This window comes from Rhizobium pantanalense (genome assembly GCF_030182525.1).
Taxonomy (GTDB): domain Bacteria; phylum Pseudomonadota; class Alphaproteobacteria; order Rhizobiales; family Rhizobiaceae; genus Rhizobium.
In genome coordinates, this window is the sequence record NZ_JAQJCH010000001.1 from 80,083 (window position 1) to 100,955 (window position 20,873).

The window sequence follows — 20,873 nt, forward strand, 5'->3', positions numbered from 1 at the left end:
GGCTTACCGGAGCGGCGCCTGGGCGAATATACCTTGAAGCTCTTCTATGCGGCGCGTTCTCATTTCCGCCGTTTCACCTGCGGCGTGAGCGACTGAAATCGCGAGATATTCCATTAGCGCCATTATGGCTGCAAGGTTTTCGTGGCTATTGGCTCGTTGGGGCGGCAGGGACAGCGTTATGTTTGCGAATTCATGCGCCCATTCCGTGAATTGACCGGTTGCCAGCAATACCTTGCAGCCCGCGCGACGAGCCGAACGCGCCAGAAGACGCGATGTGACGAAACCCGCGGAATCGATGACAACGAGGAGCGCATCCTCGGATGGCTCGCCGAACAGCTCGATATAGCTGCCATTGGCGCCATCGAGGAAAAGGACTTGATCACGGGCAAAGGTCAGGCGGTCGCGGAAATAGCGGCCAATCCCCGCGAGACTGGGATGGGAGGTGATGAAGACATTGCCGGAGGACAGAATTGTCGCAACCGCGTCGCGCCATTGCGGCTGGCCGGCGAGGTTGTAGATATGCTGCAGCATCTCGACCTGTTCGGCAATTTGCGTTGCAAGGGGGCGACCTTCGCTTGCGTCCTTCTGAAGCTGTTCGAGGATATTGGGCAATTGCGACGTGAGGCTGGGCGCATTTTCCTTGAGATGTACCTTTATCCCATCCAGACCGTGATAGCCGAGCGACCGCAAAAACCGTCCTACCGTCATCGGGCTCAGTTCCAGCCTGTCGGCAACGGAGGAAGCCGTCTCGAACGGTAGTTCATTCAGATGCTCGGAGAAATACTTAGCAATTCTTCGTTCGGCGGGAGTGCCGATCTTTATATATTGTCTAAGTTTCTGACTCAGGTCTTCCAAGTTTTGCGCCCCTTTGGTGGTCTTTTCGATGTTCTGTTGCGTCAATTTCTATGTCAATTTGCCATTCAATTTTGAACGGGCCGCCGATCTTGTTGCGGTTGTTGTTCTTAATGTGGCGTACAGGATATATTAGTGCAAACTGTATTACAATAATTCAAATTTTTAATTGGCACATTCATATATCTGCACGGGATATTGATATCGATGCAACCGCTTCTTAAGTGTCCCACTGCCACCAAAAGAGGTAGACCGAATGATTGGCCTTGCTGCCCGCCTCTCCCTAGAAAATCTCTTTGCGCCGGAGACGCGCAAGGTTTTCTGGAAGGTTCTGGGTCTCACATTGCTGGCGCTTCTCGTGCTCTGGTTCGTCCTGCGAGGCGCCTTCAATTCCTTCGTATTGCCTTGGCTGCAGGGCTTTATGCCGTCCACCTCGGATTGGACGGGTTGGCTTACGCTCTTCCTTGCCATCTTCGCCGGCATTGCATTGGCATTGGCCATGGCGCTGCTGATTTCGCCGGTCACGGCCCTGATTGCGGGACTCTTTCTCGATGATGTCGCCGAAGTTGTGGAAAAGCACGATTATCCAGGCGATGCGCCCGGAACGGCGATGCCGATTGTGGCGGCGATGAAAAGCTCCGTGCGGTTTCTCGGCGTCGTCATCGTCGGCAATATTGTGGCGCTGTTCCTGCTGTTCATTCCGGGCGTCAACCTGATCGCGTTCTTTCTGGTGAACGGCTATCTGCTCGGACGCGAATTCTTCGAATTCGCCGCCATGCGCTTCCGCTCACCCGACGAGGCGCGGCAATTCCGCGTCAAGCACGCCGTCACGGTCTTTCTGGCCGGTCTGGTCATCGCGGCCTTTCTGGCAATCCCGCTTCTCAATCTGCTGACGCCGCTCTTTGCTGCCGGCATGATGGTGCATCTGCACAAGCTGATCTCGCACAAGGAAGCAAACCCGCGCCTTCGATAGATTCAGCCTGCCGCTTCAGCCCCGATGATCTGCGCCGGAAGTTCGACCAGGGGAGCGGGGATGTCCCAGGTCTTTTCCGGCGAGCGACAGAGGTCCGCGATCACGCAGCGCTCGCATTCGGGCTTACGCGCTTTACACACATAGCGGCCGTGCAGGATCAGCCAATGGTGGGCATGGTAGAGATACTGATCGGGGATGATCTTCATCAGCCGCTGCTCGACTTCGTCGGGCGTCTTGCCCGGAGCCAATAGCAGCCGGTTGGCGATGCGGAAGATATGCGTATCGACGGCCATCGTCGCCTGGCCGAAGGCCATGGAGAGCACGACATTGGCGGTCTTTCGGCCGACGCCGGGCAGGGTTATCAACTCTTCGCGCGTCCGCGGCACCTCGCCGCCGAAGTCGGTAATCAGCTTTTCCGATAGTGCCACGACGTTCTTCGCCTTGTTGCGGTAAAGGCCGATCGTCTTGATATATTCGCGGATGCGTTCCTCGCCGAGATCGAGCATCTTCTGCGGGGTATCGGCAACGGCAAAGAGGGCACGCGTCGCCTTGTTGACGCCGGCGTCGGTCGCCTGCGCTGAAAGCGCCACGGCAACGACCAGCGTAAAAGGATTGACGTGCTCGAGCTCGCCCTTCGGTTCCGGCCGCTGGATGGAGAAGCGCCGGAAGATCTCTTCCAGGTCCGCTTTGGAATAAAGGCTCTTTCCCGCCGGCTTGCGGCCTGCGGTCACATTTGACTTTTTCGCGGTTTGGGCGCTGGATTTGATCTTTGGATTTGCCATAAGCGACCTATACTCAAGTCCTATGACGAAACGCAACGCCGATACGGCTGGAGACGGCAACAGGCCGGTTTTCGCCGCCGAATTGTTTCCCCATCGCTCGCTGCCGCGAAAGGGGTTCAGGGTCATGCTGGCCTTGGCGGGCATCTTCTGTCTCTTCTACAGCATTCTCTTCGTCACGCGCGGCGCCTGGCCGATCGGCATTTTCTTCGGCGCCGATTTCTTCCTGCTCTATGGTGCCTTCTGGCTGAACTACCGCTCGGGCCGTGTGCGCGAAGAGGTGACGGTATCGCGCACCAACGTTTCCATCCGGAAATTCTCGCCGACGGGCCGCATGGTGGAACATGATTTCAATCCGTTCTGGACGCGCTTCCTGGTTCGCCGTCACAGCGAGATCGGCGTTGTTTCCATGCATGTCCGGGACAGAAACCACGACACCGATGTCGGCTCTTTCCTCAATCCGGAGGATCGTGAGAGTTTTGCCAAGGCCTTCAAACGTGCCTTGGCGACCGTAACACAGCGGATATGAGCAGCCTGCCCAAATCGGCGACATCACATTTTCGCAGAGAGACCACATGCGCAAGAAACGGGTGGTTTTAGCCCTCTTGCCGTGGTTTTCTCCTTTCCAAGGAGAAAGATCATGAATGCGATTGCACAGCTGAAGAAAGACATCACCCCGGAAGGTCAGGATTACGACACCGTGCGGGAGGTCATCGAGCTCATCACCGAGGAATATCGCGATCAACCGTCGCTGGAGATGCTTGCTGACCGGCTCGGCCAGTCGCCGACCCAGCTGCAAAAGACGTTCACGCGCTGGGCCGGTCTGTCGCCCAAGGCGTTCCTGCAGGCCGTCACGCTCGATCATGCCAAGCGGCTCCTGCGCAAGGAGGATCTGCCGCTCCTGGAGACGTCTTTCGAGGTCGGTCTTTCCGGTCCGAGCCGGCTGCATGATCTTTTCGTCACGCATGAGGCGATGTCCCCGGGCGAATGGAAGGCGAGGGGCAGCGGTCTGGTGATGCGCTATGCGTTTCATATCTCGCCCTTCGGCCTCGCCTTGATCATGGTCACGGATCGCGGCCTTGCCGGTCTCGCCTTCAGCGATTCCGGCAATGAGAAGGCTTGCCTCGCAGACATGACCTGCCGCTGGCCTAATGCCGAGTTCATCGAGGATCCAAATGCGACGGCACCTTATGCGGCCCGCATCTTCGAGCGCTCGAACTGGTCGAGCGACCAGCCGCTGCGCGTCGTGCTGATCGGCTCGGATTTCCAGCTTCGCGTCTGGGAAAGCCTGTTGAAGATCCCAATGGGCCGCGCGGTGACCTATTCCGACATAGCCAAGGATATTGGCCAGCCGACGGCGATGCGGGCCGTGGGCGCAGCTGTCGGCCGCAACCCGATCTCCTTCGTCGTGCCCTGCCATCGCGCGCTCGGGAAGAACGGTCAGCTCACGGGCTATCACTGGGGGCTGACGCGCAAGCGGGCGATGCTGGGGTGGGAAGCGGGGGATGCTTGAGGGGGCGAGCTCTTGTAGCTCCGAGGTTGCGGTGCCCGTGATATCCCCCTCTGTCCCTTTCGGGACATCTCCCCCACAAAGGGGGAGATTGGTAATCCGCAGCGGCTTCTTAGTTCAAAGCAGATATCGAATTCGCTGAAATTACCATTGTGGAGCATTCGCTGGAGGGAGCCGCAAACTCCCTACAATCTCTCCCTTGTGGGGGAGATGTCACGAAGTGACAGAGGGGGTATGCACCCTCCGCATACTCAAATGCAATTGCTCAAGCCGCCTTCGCCAAAGCCATCTGCAGCAGCGCCTTGGCAGCGCTCTCATCCGTAATCAGCGTATTGCAGCCGATGCGCTTGATGGTGGCGCTGATCGCCTGGGCGCGGTGGGCGCCGCCGGAGGAGATCACGATGTGCTTTGCCTTTTTCAGCGTATCGAGATCGACGGACATGACACGCTTGTTGATCGGATGATCCACCGAATTGCCGTCGGCATCGAGGAAGTTGAACATGGTGTCGCAGACGCAACCCATGTCGATCAGCTCCTCCAGTTCCCGCTTCGAAATGAAGCCCTCCGATAAGGAGGTCGATTGCGGGCCGATATCGCCGCAACTGACAATGGCGAGATCGAGGTTCTCGGCCAGCCGGTAGATGGCCTCGAGGCCGCATTTTTCGATGAGATTGCGCTTGGTCTCGACAGAATCGACGAGAAGCGGCGCCAGGAACATGTAGCATTCCGCGCCAAGCTGGCTTGCCAGGCGCCACGTATAGTCAATCGGGTTTGTCTGGTGGACCGCGACGATACCGCCGAGCAGGGAGACCACCTTGCAATTGTCGCGGCGGGTCGGGCGGAAGCTTGCAAGCGACGCGGTCATCGTGCGGCCCCAGCCGACGCCGATCGTATAATTGTCGGGGATGGCTTCCGTCAGGAACTGGCCGAGTGCCAGGCCGACGCTCTTTGCCTGAGCGTTGACATTGCCGCCGGCGGGCTCGGGAACGACGATCGCCTCGTCGAGCCCATAGGTGCGTTCGAGCTTGATCGCCAGCTCAACGCAATCATCGATGCCTTCGGTGATCCAGATCTGCACTTCGGCGCGGCGCATGGCCTCGTCCAGCAAGCGGATGACCGTGGTGCGGCTGATGCCGAGCTGCTCGGCAACATCCTTCTGCGTCAGACCCTGATTGTAATAGAGCCAGGCGGCGCGAAGCCTCAGGGAGGAGGTCTCCGAATAAGCGGTATGGGTTCCGCGTCTCAGTTTGGCCACAGGTCCTCCGGCAAGATTGTCGCACACGTCATTTAACGTCATGATCCGCCTGAGAGCGAAATGTGGCTATGGCGGATGACAGGAGCAGGCGAGATCGGCTCTTCTGCTGCAGATATTCTATGACATGAAACTTATGTCAATCGAATTGCACAAATGTCCTTGACTTTTCCGTGTGAGATTGCTGATAGTCGGTGGTGAGGAATTCGGTCTTGTCCAATCGAGGAGGACAATGTGCGAGTGCTGCTCCGAGCAAGTGCCAGGCCGGACAGGGAGCCATATAGGGCGCCCGGTGCCGGCGAAAAGCCTGTTTTCGGAAGGTTGTCTCCTCATCGCTCGGCCGTTCACCGGAAATGGAACTTTCGCGCTTTTTATCCCGTTACCGAAACATAGGAGAAGGAAGGCTGCATCCCTGACGCCTTCAAGTCCGCCCGACGAAAAGATCGGATCTGCTGCCCGATATCTCCCATCCAAATGGGCCTCATTCAACAAGGATACCTGTTATGACTTCCAAGCTTGATCAACTCCGCGCCATGACGACGGTCGTGGCCGATACCGGCGATATAGAGGCAGTCGCTCGCCTGAAGCCGGTGGATTGCACCACCAACCCGACCATCGTGCTGAAGGCGCTTGGCACGCCGATGTTCGCCGACGCGATCAAGGAAGCCGTTTCCTGGGGCAAGAAGCAGGGCGGCGCCTCCGAAGCCGTCGTTGCCGCAGTTGCCGACCGTCTGGCGATCTCCGTCGGCGCAGCGCTCTCCGGCCTCGTTCCCGGTCGCGTCTCCACCGAAGTCGATGCCGACCTCTCCTTCAACACCGAAGCATCGCTTGCCAAGGCCCGCGCCATCATCGCCGCCTACAAGGAGCGCGGCATCGAGCGTGACCGCATCCTGATCAAGCTCGCCTCCACCTGGGAAGGCATTCGCGCCGCCGAAGTGCTGCAGAAGGAAGGCATCGACTGCAATCTGACGCTGCTCTTCAGCAAGGCCCAGGCGATTGCCTGCGCCGACGCCAAGGCATTCCTGATCTCGCCCTTCGTCGGCCGCATCCTCGACTGGTACAAGAAGTCGACCGGCAAGGACTACACGGCAGAGGAAGATCCGGGCGTCATCTCGGTGCGCGACATCTATCACTACTACAAGGCCAACGACATCAAGACGATCGTCATGGGGGCCTCCTTCCGCAACACCGGCGAAATCGAAGCGCTGGCCGGCTGCGATCGCCTGACGATCAGCCCGAACCTGCTCGACGAGCTTTCCAAGGACGAAGGCAAGCTGGAGCGCAAGCTCTCGCCGGAGCCCAAGGGCTCGGTCGAGAAGATCGCCGTCGACGAAAAGACCTTCCGCTGGATGATGAACGAAGACGCAATGGCAACCGAGAAGCTTTCCGAAGGCATCCGTGCTTTCGCCAAGGATCTCGGCACGCTGCGCGCCATGGTCAGCAAGGAGCTGCAGCTCGCTGCGGCTTGAAAGTGAGATTGGCTCTCTCTTTGGGGAGTTATGATTTGAGAGGGGTGTCGCAGGGATGCGGCGCCCTTTTTCGTTTTGGAAGATATGTCAGGCCAGCGCATACAAAATGTGCGATGAGTTACCGAAGAAACTCCGCCCTGACCTTGTCTGACTGCTCGCCGATCGTCGGCGCCGCCATATCGTTCTTGGCTCGAACACCATTCACCCGGATCGGGCTTGCCGTCGTGCACACGGATGTTCCGTCATTGCGTGTCACCGTCTGCAGCATTTCGAGCTTACGGAAGGCGGCACTTTGCAAGAGTTTCGGCCAATCCAGCACTTCCGCCGCCCAGATATCGGCGGGCTCCAGAATGGCGAGCCATTGCTGAACCGTCTTTTCCCGCAGGCGGTTGGCGATCATGCTCTTGATCTCGTCGCGGCGCTGGAAGGCATCATCCGGCGTATAACCGGCAAGCGCGGGCAGATCGAGCAGTGGCGTGAGTTTTTCCAGCGGCATCATCGCCAATGCCAGCCAGCCATCGGCACAGCGATAGACGCCATACGGCGCCGCGAGATAGGCGTGGGCATTGCGCACGGCGGATTTCTTCGGCAGTCGGCCGCCGTCGTTCAGATGTGTGGTCAGCACTTCGAACTGGAAATCGACCAGCGCCTCCAGCAAGCTCGTCTCCACATGCACGCCGTGGCCGGTGACGCCGCGGCGCACCAGTCCGGCAAGGATGGCCTGAACCAGGAGATTGCCGGCCAGCATGTCGGCGACGGCGAGGCCGAAGGGCACAGGCCCGTCATCCGCCTCGCCATTCAGCCACATGACGCCGGAGCGGGCCTGGGCCAGGAGATCCTGTCCGGGGAAGTGGCGCCATTCATTGTCAGGGCCGTATCCGGTGATGCTGCCATAAACAATGCGCGGATTGATCGCGGCAACGGCAGCGTAGTCGAGGCCAAGCCTTTCGATGACGCCGGGGCGAAAATTCTGGATGATGACGTCGGCCTTGGCGATGAGCTGGCGCAGTTCCTGCAGGTCGCCCTCATCCTTCATATTGACGGCAAAGCTCTCCTTGCCGCGGTTGATGGCGTGAAAGAGCGTGGAATCGCCGCCGATCTCGGTGTCGCTGAGATAAAGCCGGCGGCAGAGATCGCCGCCATCGGGCCGCTCGACCTTGATGATCCTCGCGCCGAGATCGCCGAGCCGTAGCGCCGCCATCGGGCCGGCAAGAAACTGGCTCATATCCAGCACGATGATGCCGGAGAGCAGGCCGTCTTCGTTATCCTTGGTCATGTCAGACTTTCAGCGGCGGTGCGTCCGCCGGCCGACCGTTCCTGTAGCGTACGGTCTGGATATGCTCGCAATAGAGCACCAGCTCGCCTTCGCCCTTAAAGACTTCGTAAGAAGAGCGGATCAGGCCGAGCTCGGCATATTTCGGCTGCTTATCCAGATTGGTGCGGATGGTGTAGATCGTCTCACCGATGAAGGTGGGCTTGATGAAGCGCAGCTTGTCGTAGCCATAGGAAAAGGCGTTGACGCAATTGGTGGCGACGAGCCCGAGGCCGGCAGAAAAGACGAAGGCACCGGCAACGAGCCGCTTGCCGAACAGGCCCTCGGTTTCGGCGAAGATCTGATCGCTGACGTAAGGATGCATGTCAAGCACCAGCGCGTTGAACTGCTGGGACTCGCCTTCGGAGATCGTGCGGCGCAGCGAGCGGATCTTCTGGCCGATTTCGAAATCTTCGTAGAACCAGTTTTCCGCATTCCAGACAGGAATCTCGGCGTGATCGGCCGGCATGGTCTTCGGATGGGTGCTGGATATGCCGACGGTGGCGGTCATGACGTGTCTTTCGATGGAACACCTCCGATCTCAAAGAGACCAGAGGCGCTTGGCATTGAGGCGATAGAGCCGGTTTCGTTCGTCGCTGCTTACGCCTTGCATCAGCGTGTGGGTGGCTGCGACCCAGGTGGAGAGATTGCCGCCGAGCGTGCAGACCGGCCAATCGCTGCCCCATATGACACGATCCCAGCCGAAGCTTGCGATGCAATGTTCGACGAAGGGACGCAGCGTTTCTGGCGTCCAGTTGTCTGGATCTGCATAGGCGATCACACCGGAAATCTTGACGATGACATTCGGGCGTTTCGCCGCTTCCGTGATCCCTGCCGCCCAGCTTTCGCTGAAGCCATCCTTCACCGCCGGTACGCCGCAATGGTCGAGGACGAAGCGGATATTGGGATTGAGGTCGATGAGCGCGAGCGCCTTGGACATCTGATGCGGCAGGACACAGAGATCGAAGGTGAGCCTGGTATTGCCGAGCCGCTTCAGGTTTTCGCGGAAGAGGGAGCCCTCGGAGACGTCATCTGGCACGACATGCAGTACACGGCGGAAACCTTTGACGAAAGGATCGGCAAGTACGCGTTCGAGATAGGCGGGGAAGTTCGTGCTCTCAGGGCGGCAGGCGGCGATGGCACCCCTGAGGAGGCTGCCGGGCTCACGGCTCAGGCCTTTGACGTAATCGCTTTCCCGTTCGATATCATCCTCGGCGACGTCGACCTCCATGTGAAGCGTATCGGTGATCCCAAGCCGCTTGGCCTCGCGCGCATAGTCTTCATAGAGGCTGTCGCGATTGAGCGCGCCGGTGCCGGCCAGCCAAGGATAGGCGAGACGTTTCCGGTCGACGATGTGCAGATGGCTGTCGAAAAGCATGGCGTTCCTCCCATACCTGCTTGCTCAACATATACTCACAGAAGAATAGTTTATTCAAATAAAAATTATAACTCGGCCTTGTCCACTGTGCCGGCCACGGTTTCGGAGATTTGCTTGGCCGCTTCCCGGACATATTCGACCACCTGCTCGCGCGTAGGCGCCTTCGGGTTCACTGGCTCGATATAGGGGCAGGTGAGGGCGGCAAGCGCGTTGCCGTCCATTGCCAGCACGGGCGCGGAAATATTGTGTACGCCGCTCGTCTGCAGGCTGCTCATGGTTTCGAAGCCCTTTTCACGAATTGCTGCGAGCTTTTCCTCGAGATCGGCAGGCGGCTCCTCCGGATCCTGTTCCTGGCGTCTCTGCTCGTTGATCATCATCTGGCGCTGCTTTGCATCCCGGAATGCCAGAAGAATATGGCCGGAGCCGGTATTATAGAGATTGATCTGCGCGCCGACGCGGATGGAGATGCCCCAATAGGTCGGCGAATCCTGCTGTGCGATGACGACGACCGAGCCGCGATCATAAATCGCCAGATGACAGGCCTGTTCGGCACGGTTGGAGAATTCGCGCATCAGCGGTGTGGCGAAGGAGACGAGGCGACGCACCGGCGCATGATAATGCGCAAGGCCGAAGAGCTTCAGCGTCAGATAGAAACGATCGCCATCCTGCCGCTGCACATAGCCGCGCCGTACGAGACGATCGAGCATGCGGTAGAATTCGTTGGGGCTCTTATTGAGCGCCTTGGCGATTTCGGCCTGCGTCAGGCCACCATCGATCGTTGCCAGCAGCTCCAAAATGTCGAGCCCCTTGTCCAGCGCCGGTGCGCGGTAGCGATCACTGTCGTCTTCTATGCTCATCAACAAGTCCCCATGCGAAGAAACGTGAACTATCATTCATATATGAATGAAGGCATTTTACAAGCGCACGATCGCGGCTTGACGGCCAATGAATAAGATGTTTACTTATAAATCATTGATCCATATTTGGGTCGCGAGGACGATCGGACAAGGGGTCCGAGCTTAAGGGAGGAAGTTCGATGAGGAATTGGAGGGCCGGTTTAGCTGCCGGCACGATGGCATTGCTTGCCGGCACAGCGGTCTTCGCTGCCGATCTGCCGGGTAAATTTCCGGGTGTGACGATCGACGCCAAGCTCATCGGCGGTCAGCAATATGAGCCGCTCTACGCGCGCATTTCCGAGTGGGAGAAGGAAACCGGCGCCAAGGTCAACATCCTGTCGAAGAAGAACCACTTCGAGCTCGATAAGGAAATCAAGTCGGACATGGCCTCGGGCAGCATCTCCTGGTGCGTCGGCTCGAACCATTCGTCCTTCGCGCCGCAATATCCTGATCTCTACACCGATCTTTCGAAGCTGCTGCCAAAGGAAGAAATCGCCCAGTTCGTCGATTCCACAATTCAGGCCTCGACCATCGACGGCCGTCTGATCATGTTGCCGCGTGCCCAGTTCGACGTCTCGGCGCTCTACTATCAGAAGAGCCTCTATAACGACGAGGCCAAGAAGACGGCGTTCAAGGCGAAGTACGGCTACGATCTGGCGCCACCGAAGACCTGGAAGGAAGTCTCCGATCAGGCGATCTTCTTCTCCAACCCGCCGAACTTCTTCGGCACGCAATTCCCCGGCAAGGAAGAGGCCATCAACGGCCGCTTCTATGAAATGCTCGTCGCCGAAGGCGGCGAATATCTCGACAAGGACGGCAAGCCTGCCTTCAATTCCGAAGCCGGCGTGCGCGCGCTCGACTGGTTCGTCAACATGTACAAGGCCAAGGCTGTTCCGGCCGGCACGACCAACTATCTCTGGGACGATCTCGGTGCCGGCTTTGCCTCTGGTTCGATCGCCCTCGATCTCGACTGGCCGGGCTGGGCGACCTATTTCAATGATCCGAAGTCTTCGAAGATCGCCGGCAATGTCGGTGTCGTCGTGCAGCCCGCCGGTTCCTCGGGCAAGCACACCGGCTGGTCCGGACATCATGGCTTCTCGGTCACCGAAGCCTGTGCCCACAAGGATGCAGCCGCTTCGCTCGTCTGGTTCCTGACGAACGACGACTCGCAGAAGCTCGAAGCCGCCAATGGCACGCTGCCGACCCGCAAGGCCGTATGGGATTGGGATATCCAGCAGGCTGCATCCGACCCTTACAAAAAGGAAGTTCTGAGCACCTTCCAGGAAGCCATGAAATATGCCTTCCCGGTTCCGCGCACGCCGCAATGGATCGAGATTTCCAACGTCGTCTATCCCGAGCTTCAGGCCGCGATCCTCGGCGACAAGAGCTCGAAGGAGGCGCTCGACGCTGCGGCGCAGAAGGCAACCGATGTTCTGAAGGACGCTGGCGCTCTCTAAGAGGTGCTATCGAAATCCCGCGCGTCTCGGGCGTGCGGGATTTCCGCAAACTGAGTTCGAGAATGGTTTTCGATCGGCACCGTAAGGGGCCGGTCTGCCCTGCCGGTTTGCTGCCGGCTTCTCGGTCCCAAGCAATCCATTCCACGCAGTCCGGGCCACGCTGCCGAGGAATGCCGACAGGTGCAAACCATGCTCAAAAGAATATCTCCACCGGTCCTGCTTCTTCTTCCGGCGATCATCGTCCTAGCGGCGGTGGTTCTGTTTCCGCTGCTGCTCTCCTTCTATTCCAGCTTCACGCCGTTTCGCCTGACGCGGCCGGCCACACTCTTCACCTTCATCGGTCTGCGCAACTACATGCGCATCCTTTCGGATCCGGTGTTCCTCGCCGCCTTCGTGCGCACCGTGGTGCTTTTGACGATCGCGCTCAATCTGGAAATGCTGCTTGGCCTCGGATTGGCTTTGCTGGTCAACAAGGCGACCTACGGCAAGCGCGTGCTGCGCACGCTGATGATGTTCCCGATGATGTTTTCGCCCGTTCTCGTCGGCTTCCAGTTCAAATTCATGTTCAACGACAATGTCGGCATCATCAACAATGCCCTGCAATCCCTGGGCATTACCGAGACGGCCATTCCCTGGCTGATCGATGGCAATCTGGCACTGTTTTCCATCGTCATTGCCGAAGTCTGGTCGTCGACGTCGGTCTTCGCGATCCTGATCCTAGCCGGTCTGCTCGCCATGCCGCAGGAGCCGGTCGAGGCCGCCAAGGTCGATGGCTGCACCAGCTTGCAGACCTTCCGCTACGTCACCTGGCCGTTCCTGATGCCGTTCGCCTTCATCGCCATGACGATCCGTTCGCTCGACGTTGCCCGCGCCTACGACATCGTCAAGATCATGACGGATGGCGGGCCGGCGCGGCGCACGGAGTTGATCTGGACGCTGGTCGGGCGCACTGCCTATGCCGACGCGCAGATGGGGCTCGCCAATGCCATGGCCTATGTCTCGATCATCCTTTCGATCGTCTTCACCGTCTATTTCTTCCGTAAGCTGGCGCTTGCCCGCACCCAGATCGGAGCGGAGTGGTAATCATGGATCGCAACGCTCAACAACGCCTGCAGCGCCGCCTCTGGAAGGTCGCCTATCTCATCGGCCTCTTCCTCGCGATGCTTATCATCTGCCTGCCCGGTTTCTGGATCGTCATCAGCTCTCTACGGCCGACCGTGGAAATCATGGCGAAGCCGCCGGTCTGGATCCCGCAGGAGCTGTCGCTGGAAGCCTATCGCGCCATGTTCAGCGGCGTCGGGCAGGGCGGCATCCCCGTCTGGGATTATTTCCGCAATTCGCTCATCATCTCCGTCACCTCGACCGCCATTGCCCTCGTCATCGGAATGTCGGGCGGCTATGCCTTCGCTCGCTTTCGTTTCGCAGGCAAATCGGCCGTGTTCCTCGGGCTGATGCTGACGCGCTCCGTACCCGGCGTGGCGCTATCGCTGCCGCTCTTCATGGTCTATGCGCGGCTCGGCATCATCGATACGCATTTCGGCCTGATCCTCACCTATGTCGCGCTGAACGTGCCGTTCACGATCTGGCTGATCGATGGCTTCTTCCGACAGGTACCGAAGGATCTCGCCGAGGCCGCGCAGATCGACGGCTGCACGCGCTGGCAGGCGTTCTGGCAGGTGGAATTTCCGCTAGCAGGCCCCGGCATCGCATCGGCCGGCATCTTCGCCTTCCTTACCTGCTGGAATGAATATGCTCTCGCCTCGCAGCTGACGCGTTCCGTCGATTCCAAGACGCTGCCTGTGGGCCTGCTCGACTACACGGCCGAGTTCACCATCGACTGGCGCGGCATGTGCGCGCTGGCGGTCGTGATGATCATTCCGGCGCTCGCTCTCACTTTCATCATTCAGAAGCATCTGGTGTCGGGTCTGACATTCGGTGCGGTCAAAGGTTGATCTCCATGGCTCAGGTTTCCCTCAAAAAACTCGTCAAGCGTTACGGCGCACTGGAAATCGTCCACGGGATCGATCTCGACATCGCGGACAAGGAGTTCATCGCGCTCGTCGGTCCGTCCGGCTGCGGCAAGTCGACGACGCTGCGCATGATCGCAGGTCTGGAGGATGTGTCCGACGGCACGATCGAGATCGGCGATACGATCGTCAACGACCTGCCGCCGCGCGACCGCAACATCTCCATGGTGTTCCAGTCCTATGCGCTCTATCCGCATATGACCGTGCGCGAGAACATGGGTTTCTCGCTGAAGATCGCCAAGCAGCCGCAGGCCGAGATCGACCGGCGCGTCAACGAGGCCGCTGCTATTTTGAGCCTCGAAGCGCTGATGGATCGCCGCCCGGCGCAGCTTTCCGGTGGCCAGCGTCAGCGCGTTGCCATGGGCCGCGCTATCGTGCGCCAGCCGGAGGTCTTCCTCTTCGACGAGCCGCTGTCGAACCTCGATGCCAAGCTGCGCACGCAGATGCGCACCGAGATCAAGAAACTGCATGCCAAAGTGCAGTCGACGGTGGTCTACGTGACGCACGACCAGGTAGAAGCCATGACGCTGGCCGACCGCATCGTCATCATGCGCGACGGCCACATCGAACAGGTCGGCACGCCGGACGAAGTGTTCAAGCGGCCCGCCACCCGCTTCGTTGCCGGCTTCATCGGTTCGCCGCCGATGAACATCGAAGAGGCGACGCTGAAGGGCGGAGAACTCATCTTTAAGAATGGCGACCGTCTGCCGCTGCCGAACCAGTTTGCCGGCAAGGTCAGGGAAGGAGAAAAGGTCGTCTTCGGTCTCAGGCCCGACGATATCTTCCCGACCGGCCACGGCCTGCATTCCGGCGTGGAATCGGCGGTCTACGAGCTGACCTTGCCGGTTGCCATCACCGAACCGCTCGGCAATGAAACACTCGTCTTTGTCGAATTCGCCGGGCGCGAATGGGTGACGCGCATGCTCAATCCGCGCGCGCTGAAGAGCGGCGAACGGCTGAAGATGAGCTTCGATCTCAGCCAGGCACATCTGTTCTCTGCCGAAACCGGCAAGAGCCTGGCAAACTGAGGAATAGCTCCCATGGCACGTATCGAGAAAATTGAACTGCGCATGGTCGACCTGCCGCCGAAAGTGAAGCGGACGGATGCCATCCAGAGCTTCGTCAGTCAGGAGACGCCGATCGTCACCATCACCGACAGCGACGGCGCAGTCGGCACCGGCTACAGCTATACGATCGGCACCGGTGGCTCGTCCGTCATGCGGCTGCTGTCCGACCATCTGGTGCCGCTGCTGATCGGCGCGGATGCCGATTGCATCGAGGCGATCTGGCACAGACTGGAATTCGCCACACATGCTACGACGATCGGGCCGATCACAGCGCTGGCGCTTGCGGCTGTCGATACCGCGCTTTGGGATCTGCGGGCCAAGAAGCAAGGCCTGCCGCTCTGGAAGCTTGCCGGTGGCGCCAAGGATCGTTGCCCGCTCTACACGACGGAAGGCGGCTGGCTGCACATCGAGAAGGAAGCCCTGGTCGAAGACGCTCTGCAGGCAAAGGCCAAGGGCTTTTCCGGCTCGAAGGTGAAGATCGGCAAGCCGCATGGCTCCGAGGATTACGACCGGCTGGCCGCGATGCGCCTGGCACTCGGCTCAGGCTTCGAGATCATGACCGACTGCAATCAGGGCTTCACCGTCGATGAGGCGATCCGCCGGGCAGCACGCCTCAAGGAACTGGACCTTGCCTGGATCGAGGAGCCGTTACCGGCCGACGATCTCGATGGCCATATCCGGCTGACCCGATCGACGCCGACGCCGATCGCGGTCGGCGAATCCATATATTCGATCCGGCATTTCCGCGAATACATGCAGAAGGGCGCCTGCTCGATCGTGCAGGTGGATGTCGCCCGCATCGGCGGCATCACGCCCTGGCTGAAGGTGGCGCATGCGGCCGAGGCTTTCGATATCCCCGTCTGCCCGCACTTCCTGATGGAGCTGCATGTCAGCCTCACCTGCGCCGTGCCGAACGGCAAATATGTCGAATACATCCCGCAGCTCGACGATCTCACCACCAAGGGCATGGACATCGTCGATGGCAAGGCGGTGGCGCCATCAGAGCCTGGCATCGGCATCGCCTGGGACTGGGAAGCGGTGAAGGCGCGTTCGATCGGCGAGTTCACCCGGGAAATCCACGGCTGAGGAGGAACGGACCATGCAGCGGATGGGAATGGTGATCGGCCTGGAGCCGGCCAAGATCGCGGAATACAAGGCGCTTCACGCGGCCGTCTGGCCCGAGATCCTCGCACTGATCTCCGAATGCAACGTCACCAACTATTCGATCTTCCTGAAGGAGCCGGAAAACCTGCTCTTCGGCTATTGGGAATATGTCGGCACGGACTTCGAGGCCGATATGGCCAAGATGGCTGCCAGCCCGAAGAATCAGGAGTGGTGGTCCTTCTGCATACCCTGCCAGAAGCCGTTCGAGACCCGCAGGCAAGGCGAATGGTGGGCCATGATGGAGGAGGTGTTTCATCATGATTAGAGACTGGAGTGGAACAGACCGCGAAGTGGTCACCTCCCCCTTGAGGGGGGAGGTCGCGCGGAACGCGCGGGTGGGGGTGATGCTCCGGGCGCATAGCGTTGCCGTTTTCGCACGAGGAGGGATCACCCCGCCCCGGACCGTTGGTCCGACCCTCCCCCTCAAGGGGAGGGTGTCATGACCTTCGATCCCAAATCCCTCCGCCAATGGTGGCGGAAGCCTTCGAAGCCACGTCCGATCGTGATCTTTGGTGCCGGCAGTATCGTCGGCGACGCGCATCTTCCGGCTTATAAGCAAGCCGACTTTCCCGTTGCGGGCCTCTACGATCCGAATGCTGAAAAGGCGATGGCGCTAGCTGCTCGATGGGGCATTAAAGCTTTCGCCTCAGAGGCAGAAGCCCTTGCCGTCGAGGATGCGATCTTCGATCTGGCGACGCCGCCGGCAGCACACGCCACCATCCTTGCGAAATTGCCGCGCGGCTCCTTCGCGCTGATCCAGAAGCCGATGGGCAGCGATCTTGCCGGCGCCTCCGAAATCCTGCGGGTCTGCCGCGAACGGGATATCAAGGCGGCCGTCAATTTCCAGCTTCGCTTCGCGCCGATGATGTTGGCGCTTTATGATGCGGTGAACAAAGGGTATCTCGGCGAGGTCGTCGATTTCGACGCCTGGCTGGCGCTTGCGACACCGTGGGGGCTCTGGCCTTTTCTGAAAGGCCTGCCGCGGATCGAGATCGCCATGCACTCGATCCACTATCTCGATTTCATTCGTGGGCTGCTTGGCAATCCGCGAGGCGTTCATGCCAAGACCATCGGCCATCCCAATCACGATGTCGCGCAGACGCGGACGGCGGCAATCCTCGATTATGGCGACAAGGTTCGCTGCGTGCTCTCGGTCAATCACGACCATGATTTCGGCCGCAAGTTCCAGGCCTGTGAGTTTCGCATCGCCGGCACCAAGGGTGCTGCCTATGTCAAGCTTGGCGTCAATCTCGACTATCCGCGCGGCGAGCCGGACGAGCTGTGGATCCGCCCTGAGGGCGGCAGCGATTGGGTCGAGGTCAAGCTGGAGGGCGCCTGGTTCCCGGATGCTTTCGTCAACCGCATGGCCAACCTGCAGCGCTTCGCATCCGGCGAGGATCAGGAACTGATCGGCTCCGTCGAGGATGCCTGGCAGACCATGGCGCTCGTCGAGGCCGCCTATCAATCGAGCGCCGCGCCGGCGACGCCGATTGCCGAACTTCCAAAGGCTTGAGCAATGGCAGAACAAACCCTCTATTTCGAAGATTACGAACTCGGCCACGTCAGGGTGACCACGGGACGGACGATCACCGAGACGGATTTCGTCGTTCATGCCGGCCATACCGGCGATTTCTTCCCGCATCATATGGATGCGGAATTCGCCAGGACCTTGCCCGGCGGCCAGCGCATCGCGCATGGCACGATGATCTTTGCGATCGGCGTCGGACTGACGGCCTCGCTCATCAATCCCGTCGCCTTTTCCTATGGCTATGATCGGCTCCGCTTCGTCCGCCCGGTGCATATCGGCGATACGATCCGCACCCGCGTCACCATTTCGGCGAAGGAGGATGATCCGAAACGCCCGGCTTCCGGTCGTGTGGTCGAGCGTTGTGAAGTGCTGAACCAGCGCGACGAAGTCGTACTCGCCGCCGATCACATCCTGATTGTCGAGCGCAAGCCGAGCGCGGGGAAGGCATGATGGTAAAACTTAAGGGAATGACCTGGTCGCATCCGCGCGGCTACGATCCAATGATCGCCTGCTCGAAGGTGTGGCGGGAAAAGACCGATGTCGAGATCAGCTGGGAAAAGCGCTCGCTGCAGGATTTCGAGACCTTTCCGGTGGAGGAGCTTGCCGCCCAATACGATCTCATCGTCATCGATCATCCGCATGTCGGCCAGATCACGCGCGAGAACTGCTTGCTGCCGCTCGATGACGCAGGCTATGCGGAGGAAATTGCCGCGATCGCCGCCGGCACTGTTGGGCGCTCTTATCCGAGCTACAACTGGCAAGGCCGGCAATGGGCCTTTCCGCTCGATGCGGCAACACAGGTGCAGGCCTATCGGCCTGGCCGACTGAGCGCGCCGGTCAAGGATCTCGCCGAATTCGTGACGCTCGCCAAGGAAGGCAAAGCGATCCTGCCGATGCGGCCGCCGCATTCGCTGATGACCTTTATCTCGCTGGCTGCTCATCTCGGCACCCCCTGCAGCGTTGAGGGTCCGGATTTCATCAGCAAGGCCGATGGTGAAGCGGTGCTCGACTGGATGGCACGGATCGTTGCCGGGATGGATGCCCGTTGTTACGAGATGGACCCGATCGCCGTGCTCGACCTGATGGGCCAGCCCGACAGCCCCCATGTGGCGTCGCCCTTCATCTACGGTTACGTCAATTATTCCTTTGCGGGTTTCAGGCCGGCACGGATCGCCTTTGCGGATATGCCAGTTATCGACAGGCGGCCGCCGAATGGTTCGGCGCTGGGTGGCACCGGCATTGCCGTGTCGGCACGCACAAAGGCGCCGGAGGAGGCGAAGGCCTTTGCGCGCTGGATCGCCGGTGGGCCGGTGCAGGCCGGCATTTATGCAAGCGGAAACGGCCAGCCCGGCCATGCCGACGCCTGGGTCAGCGATGCGGTCAACGCGCCGGCGCTCGATTTTTACCGCAATACGCGTGCGACGCTGGAGGGCGCCTATGTGCGGCCGCGGCATGACGGCTACATGGCATTTCAAAGCGACGCATCCGCGGTGATTAGCGATGGACTGCGAACCGGCGAACGACATACAGTCCTTATCGACAAGCTGAATCGACGCTTTGCGCAGTCCTTCGAGGGTTAAGGAAGAACTGCGTCAACTGATTGTTATTGCATGATCTTGTCTGAGGTTTCGGCTACGCAGCCGGCGGAATGGATAGGATCATGGTCCCGGAGGAAAGGATCAGGATCATGGGTCACGGGTTGGAAGGCAAGAAGGTCGTCATTACGGCGGCGGGGCAAGGCATCGGCCGGGCGTCGGCGGAGCGCTTCATCGCGCTCGGCGCGCATGTCTATGCCACCGACATCAACGAGCAGACGCTCTCGACGCTCGACGGCGCTACCAAGCATGTCCTGAACGTGCTCGATGGCGCCGCCGTCAAGGCCTACGCAGAAGAGCTTGGCCCGATCGATGTGCTCTTCAATTGCGCCGGCTTCGTGCATGCCGGCACGATCCTGGATTGCGAGGAGAAGGATTGGGATTTCTCCTTCAACCTCAATGCCAAGGCGATGTACACGACCTGCCGGGCCTTCCTGCCGGGCATGCTGGAGAAGGGCAAGGGTTCGATCGTCAACATGGCCTCCGTTGCTTCCAGCGTGAAGGGCGTGCCGAACCGTTTTGCCTATTGCGCCTCCAAGGCTGCCGTGATCGGCCTGACCAAATCGATCGCCGCCGATTTCGTCGCCAAGGGCATTCGCGCCAATGCGATTTGCCCTGGCACGGTCGATAGCCCCTCGCTGCATGAGCGGCTGAAGGCAACCGGTGACTACGAGAAGGCGATGAAGGACTTTATCGCCCGCCAGCCGATGGGCCGGATCGCGACTGCCGAAGAGATCGCCGCGCTGGTGACCTATCTCGCCGGCGACGAGGCGGGCTTTACGACAGGCCAGATCCACGTCATAGACGGCGGCTGGACGGGCTGAGGCTGCATTTTGAGGGTCGAGGCCCCTGTATTGCGGGGCTTCCTTTTATTTGCCACTCTCGTCGGCGAATCGTTGTTTTGAAAGACGATTTGCGATCGGGAGAGCGGCATGGATGCGCAGGGACATTTGCATCATTCCAGATGGCGTGTGCTGTGGCGCAAACACCATGTCATCCTTATTGCCGTGCTTGCCGGTATTGCCGTCTTTCTGCTTCTGACATCAAGAGCTCTCAATACAGGCAATTTGCTGATCGCCTGGGACACCACTGCCGTCGTCTATATCGTCTACAGTCTCTATCGAATGCTGACGGCCGACCCGCAGCGCATTCGCAAGCGCTCGGCCGATCTCGATTTCTCGGATGGGTTTCTGCTGTTCCTGTCGATTGCAGCGGCAATCGCGAGCATCGGCGGTATTGCGCTCGATCTGCTCGGCGTCAAGGACGCTTCGCCCGAAATCGCCTTCTACCGCGTGATGATGGCGATCGTGACGATCCTGATATCCTGGACCTTCCTGCATACGCTGTTTACCATCCACTATGCGCACCGGTTCTATAGTGTTCCCGGCAAGGGGCAGGGGCTGAAATTTGCCGAGCCTTTGGAGGAGCCGATCTATTGGGACTTCCTCTATTTCTCTTTCACGATCGGGGTTGCGGCGCAGACCGCCGATATCGGCATTTCCACCGTTTCGATGCGTAAGCTCGCGCTTCTGCACGCCATCCTGTCGTTCCTGTTCAATACGACGATCCTGGCGCTCGCCATAAATGTCGGGGCGAGCCTGATCTAGGCTCGCC

22 protein-coding genes are annotated in these 20,873 nt (G+C 59.7%); 15 read left to right on the plus strand and 7 right to left on the minus strand.

Annotation, left to right across the window (positions count from 1 at the left end):
* Positions 1 to 3: 3 nt before the first annotated feature.
* Positions 4 to 855 (minus strand): MurR/RpiR family transcriptional regulator, encoded by an 852-nt coding sequence (locus tag PH558_RS00415; protein ID WP_285201546.1) that lies wholly within the window; start codon positions 853 to 855, stop codon positions 4 to 6.
* Between the two features lie 253 nt (positions 856 to 1,108).
* Here PH558_RS00415 and PH558_RS00420 point away from each other — a divergent pair, with 253 nt between their 5' ends.
* Positions 1,109 to 1,825 carry a sulfate transporter family protein gene (locus PH558_RS00420; RefSeq protein WP_285201547.1) on the plus strand — a complete coding sequence of 239 codons (717 nt, stop codon included), beginning with the start codon at positions 1,109 to 1,111 and terminating at the stop codon, positions 1,823 to 1,825.
* 2 nt (positions 1,826 to 1,827) lie between these two features.
* Here PH558_RS00420 and nth read toward each other — a convergent pair whose 3' ends face one another.
* Positions 1,828 to 2,607, minus strand: coding sequence for an endonuclease III (gene nth / locus PH558_RS00425; RefSeq protein WP_285201548.1), 780 nt, complete (start codon positions 2,605 to 2,607; stop codon positions 1,828 to 1,830).
* A gap of 22 nt (positions 2,608 to 2,629) precedes the next feature.
* Here nth and PH558_RS00430 point away from each other — a divergent pair, with 22 nt between their 5' ends.
* Together PH558_RS00430 and PH558_RS00435 are read left to right on the plus strand one after the other, a co-directional pair.
* On the plus strand, positions 2,630 to 3,133 hold the full coding sequence (locus PH558_RS00430; RefSeq protein ID WP_095435896.1) for a DUF2244 domain-containing protein: 504 nt from the start codon (positions 2,630 to 2,632) through the stop codon (positions 3,131 to 3,133).
* Between the two features lie 111 nt (positions 3,134 to 3,244).
* The gene (locus tag PH558_RS00435) at positions 3,245 to 4,117 is read left to right on the plus strand and encodes a methylated-DNA--[protein]-cysteine S-methyltransferase (protein ID WP_113409096.1); all 873 of its coding nucleotides are present in this window, start codon (positions 3,245 to 3,247) and stop codon (positions 4,115 to 4,117) included.
* Between the two features lie 262 nt (positions 4,118 to 4,379).
* Here PH558_RS00435 and PH558_RS00440 read toward each other — a convergent pair whose 3' ends face one another.
* Entirely contained in the window at positions 4,380 to 5,369 is a 990-nt protein-coding gene (locus PH558_RS00440; protein WP_095435894.1) for a sugar-binding transcriptional regulator, read from the minus strand.
* 500 nt (positions 5,370 to 5,869) lie between these two features.
* Between PH558_RS00440 and tal the strand changes: the two genes are divergently transcribed.
* Positions 5,870 to 6,835, plus strand: coding sequence for a transaldolase (gene tal / locus PH558_RS00445; protein WP_095435893.1), 966 nt, complete (start codon positions 5,870 to 5,872; stop codon positions 6,833 to 6,835).
* 118 nt (positions 6,836 to 6,953) lie between these two features.
* Here the strand turns inward: tal and PH558_RS00450 are convergent, their stop codons facing one another.
* From PH558_RS00450 to PH558_RS00465, 4 genes are all read right to left on the minus strand, one after another.
* Positions 6,954 to 8,111, minus strand: coding sequence for a CaiB/BaiF CoA transferase family protein (locus tag PH558_RS00450; protein ID WP_095435892.1), 1,158 nt, complete (start codon positions 8,109 to 8,111; stop codon positions 6,954 to 6,956).
* Position 8,112: 1 nt separating this feature from the next.
* A complete protein-coding gene (locus PH558_RS00455; RefSeq protein ID WP_095435891.1) occupies positions 8,113 to 8,658 on the minus strand; it encodes a MaoC family dehydratase in 546 nt (181 codons plus the stop codon).
* A gap of 30 nt (positions 8,659 to 8,688) precedes the next feature.
* Complete coding sequence (locus tag PH558_RS00460) at positions 8,689 to 9,525, minus strand: amidohydrolase family protein (protein ID WP_285201562.1); 837 nt, start codon at positions 9,523 to 9,525, stop codon at positions 8,689 to 8,691.
* A gap of 65 nt (positions 9,526 to 9,590) precedes the next feature.
* Positions 9,591 to 10,382: an IclR family transcriptional regulator gene (locus tag PH558_RS00465; RefSeq protein WP_095436363.1), complete on the minus strand. Its 792-nt coding sequence runs from the start codon at positions 10,380 to 10,382 to the stop codon at positions 9,591 to 9,593.
* Between the two features lie 179 nt (positions 10,383 to 10,561).
* Here PH558_RS00465 and PH558_RS00470 point away from each other — a divergent pair, with 179 nt between their 5' ends.
* The 11 genes from PH558_RS00470 to PH558_RS00520 all read left to right on the plus strand — a co-directional run bounded on the left by PH558_RS00470 (position 10,562) and on the right by PH558_RS00520 (position 20,866).
* Positions 10,562 to 11,878 (plus strand): type 2 periplasmic-binding domain-containing protein, encoded by a 1,317-nt coding sequence (locus tag PH558_RS00470; protein ID WP_285201563.1) that lies wholly within the window; start codon positions 10,562 to 10,564, stop codon positions 11,876 to 11,878.
* 189 nt (positions 11,879 to 12,067) lie between these two features.
* Entirely contained in the window at positions 12,068 to 12,961 is an 894-nt protein-coding gene (locus PH558_RS00475) for a carbohydrate ABC transporter permease (protein WP_285201566.1), read from the plus strand.
* A gap of 2 nt (positions 12,962 to 12,963) precedes the next feature.
* Positions 12,964 to 13,830 (plus strand): carbohydrate ABC transporter permease, encoded by an 867-nt coding sequence (locus PH558_RS00480; RefSeq protein WP_095435887.1) that lies wholly within the window; start codon positions 12,964 to 12,966, stop codon positions 13,828 to 13,830.
* Between the two features lie 5 nt (positions 13,831 to 13,835).
* Positions 13,836 to 14,933 carry an ABC transporter ATP-binding protein gene (locus PH558_RS00485; RefSeq protein WP_113409099.1) on the plus strand — a complete coding sequence of 366 codons (1,098 nt, stop codon included), beginning with the start codon at positions 13,836 to 13,838 and terminating at the stop codon, positions 14,931 to 14,933.
* Positions 14,934 to 14,945: 12 nt separating this feature from the next.
* Positions 14,946 to 16,058 (plus strand): mandelate racemase/muconate lactonizing enzyme family protein, encoded by a 1,113-nt coding sequence (locus tag PH558_RS00490; protein WP_285201567.1) that lies wholly within the window; start codon positions 14,946 to 14,948, stop codon positions 16,056 to 16,058.
* A gap of 13 nt (positions 16,059 to 16,071) precedes the next feature.
* Complete coding sequence (locus tag PH558_RS00495; RefSeq protein WP_285201568.1) at positions 16,072 to 16,401, plus strand: L-rhamnose mutarotase; 330 nt, start codon at positions 16,072 to 16,074, stop codon at positions 16,399 to 16,401.
* A 174-nt stretch (positions 16,402 to 16,575) separates the two neighbouring features.
* Positions 16,576 to 17,649: a Gfo/Idh/MocA family protein gene (locus tag PH558_RS00500; protein ID WP_285201569.1), complete on the plus strand. Its 1,074-nt coding sequence runs from the start codon at positions 16,576 to 16,578 to the stop codon at positions 17,647 to 17,649.
* A 3-nt stretch (positions 17,650 to 17,652) separates the two neighbouring features.
* Positions 17,653 to 18,114 (plus strand): MaoC/PaaZ C-terminal domain-containing protein, encoded by a 462-nt coding sequence (locus tag PH558_RS00505; RefSeq protein WP_285201571.1) that lies wholly within the window; start codon positions 17,653 to 17,655, stop codon positions 18,112 to 18,114.
* A complete protein-coding gene (locus PH558_RS00510; protein WP_285201572.1) occupies positions 18,111 to 19,244 on the plus strand; it encodes an extracellular solute-binding protein in 1,134 nt (377 codons plus the stop codon). The genes PH558_RS00505 and PH558_RS00510 overlap by 4 nt, the downstream gene beginning before the upstream one ends.
* A gap of 107 nt (positions 19,245 to 19,351) precedes the next feature.
* Positions 19,352 to 20,083, plus strand: a complete 732-nt coding sequence (locus PH558_RS00515; protein WP_285202711.1) for an SDR family oxidoreductase — start codon at positions 19,352 to 19,354, stop codon at positions 20,081 to 20,083.
* Between the two features lie 108 nt (positions 20,084 to 20,191).
* The gene (locus tag PH558_RS00520; protein ID WP_095435879.1) at positions 20,192 to 20,866 is read left to right on the plus strand and encodes a DUF1345 domain-containing protein; all 675 of its coding nucleotides are present in this window, start codon (positions 20,192 to 20,194) and stop codon (positions 20,864 to 20,866) included.
* Positions 20,867 to 20,873 lie beyond the last annotated feature (7 nt).